General features: G+C 70.5%; 2 protein-coding genes and 2 pseudogenes. 2 read left to right on the top strand and 2 right to left on the bottom strand.

The window, feature by feature from the left end; all coding sequences use genetic code 11:
* A pseudogene (locus AOK24_RS19415) lies at positions 1–368 on the top strand (hypothetical protein); the annotation flags it as partial.
* A gap of 20 nt (positions 369–388) precedes the next feature.
* Here AOK24_RS19415 and AOK24_RS19410 read toward each other — a convergent pair.
* Together AOK24_RS19410 and AOK24_RS48585 are read right to left on the bottom strand one after the other, a co-directional pair.
* Entirely contained in the window at positions 389–922 is a 534-nt protein-coding gene (locus AOK24_RS19410; protein ID WP_055721336.1) for a GNAT family N-acetyltransferase, read from the bottom strand.
* Between the two features lie 41 nt (positions 923–963).
* Complete coding sequence (locus AOK24_RS48585) at positions 964–1,314, bottom strand: hypothetical protein (RefSeq protein WP_159051928.1); 351 nt, start codon at positions 1,312–1,314, stop codon at positions 964–966.
* 16 nt (positions 1,315–1,330) lie between these two features.
* Between AOK24_RS48585 and AOK24_RS48580 the strand changes: the two are divergent.
* A pseudogene (locus AOK24_RS48580) lies at positions 1,331–1,578 on the top strand (hypothetical protein); the annotation flags it as partial.

Genomic DNA, 1,578 nt, shown 5'->3' with positions numbered 1-1,578 from the left:
CCGCCGAGGCCCTCGACCTCCACCGCCGCAGCGAGCGCATCTGCCGCGCCGGGGTCCCCGGCCGTACGGCCGACGTCATGGCCATGTACCAGGCGGTCGCCCGCCAGCAGATCGGCAACGACCTTGCCGCGCTGGAGCGTTGGTACGAGGCCGAGACACCGTTGCGACAGGCGCTGGCCGCGTTCGACGCGGCGCAGATGCCGGCGTGGTCGGAACAGGCGCGGCTCGATCTCGGCCGCGTACTGGGGGCGACAGGTCACCCCGAGGCGCGGCAGGCCCTGACGACGGCACACGAAGCGCTCGCGGCGATGCGGAGCCCCCGGCAGGCGGAGGCCGCGGAGGCGCTGGCCGCGCTGGACGGGGCGTAGAGCTTCCCGTACGACGGCCCCTAACGCTGCTTCCAGTCCTCCACCAGAAGCCCGAGAATCACCTCGTCCACGAACTCGCCCATCACCCACGCCGCGGACTTCAGCACGCCCTCCCGTACGAAGCCGTTGCGTTCGGCTGCGGCCAGCATCGCCGGGTTGTCCGCGAGGGTCTCGACCTGGAGGCGGTGCAGGCTGCGGACGACGAAGGCGTAGTGGCAGAGAGTGGCTACGACGTCCGTCCCGTACCCCTTGCCCCGGGCGGACGGGAGGAGTTCGAGGCCGAGGTGGGCGTTGCGGTTGTGGGCGTCGATGTCCCACACGCTGGCGGCGCCGATCAGTTTGCCGCCCTCCAACTCGACGACGGAGAAGGGAACACGGTCGTCCCTGTCCGGATCCACATCGGCGCGGGAGTCCTTGGAGTCCGGGCCGAGGGGCACCCAGGGGCTGGAACTCGCGCGCGCTGCGTTGACGACGTCGTTGTGGAGCCCGGCACGGAGGATGGGGGTGTCGTCCTCGTGCCGGGCTCGAAGCCCGATGCGGGTGCCGGTGAGCATGGAAGGTTCTTATCGGGCGGGGTTGGAGGGCGGCAACTGGATTAGCGGAGGGAGGTGAGGGACGGTGGGGCATGGAACACCTCACGCAGCACACCCCGGAAACCGATGACACGAGCCTCGCGATGACCGTCGAGGTCCACGGTGTGTTCCGGCGGCACGCCTGGATCGATCAGGTCAGCGCCGACCACGATCTCGACGAGGACCTCTTCAGCCTCGTCGTCAAACGGGCCGCCGCGTACGGCTGGAGCAGCGCGTTCTTCGGTGGCCTGAGCGACCTCGCGGGCGCCCGCTGGCACCATGCCGATGCCGGGAACGATTGGTCGCAGGACGGCCGGAACCGTCGGCTGGCGTGGCTGACGGTGTACCCCACGGCCGGGATGGCCCGGCAGCACCGACTCCCTGCACCGCATGGGGGACGTGACCTTCAACGCGTTGAGCTCGCACGTCCCCCTGGGGCTCGCGCCCAACACCGCGCTTGACCTCCGGATGGACGCGGATTGGTACGCCCTCTCGTCGCCGGAGGCCAGGACCGGCATCACGGTGACGATCGCGGCGGAGTCGGAGTTCGGTCCGGTCCAGGTACTCGCCCATGCCGCTCAGCGGTCCGCCGGGCAACTGCGCGTCGATCAGAGCGAGTTGCCCGCCGGGACCGCTGA

Source organism: Streptomyces niveiscabiei, assembly GCF_001419795.1.
GTDB classification, from domain to species: Bacteria; Actinomycetota; Actinomycetes; order Streptomycetales; family Streptomycetaceae; genus Streptomyces; species Streptomyces niveiscabiei.
Note: the sequence above shows the minus strand (reverse complement) of the source record. Positions and strands in the feature narration are given on the sequence as shown.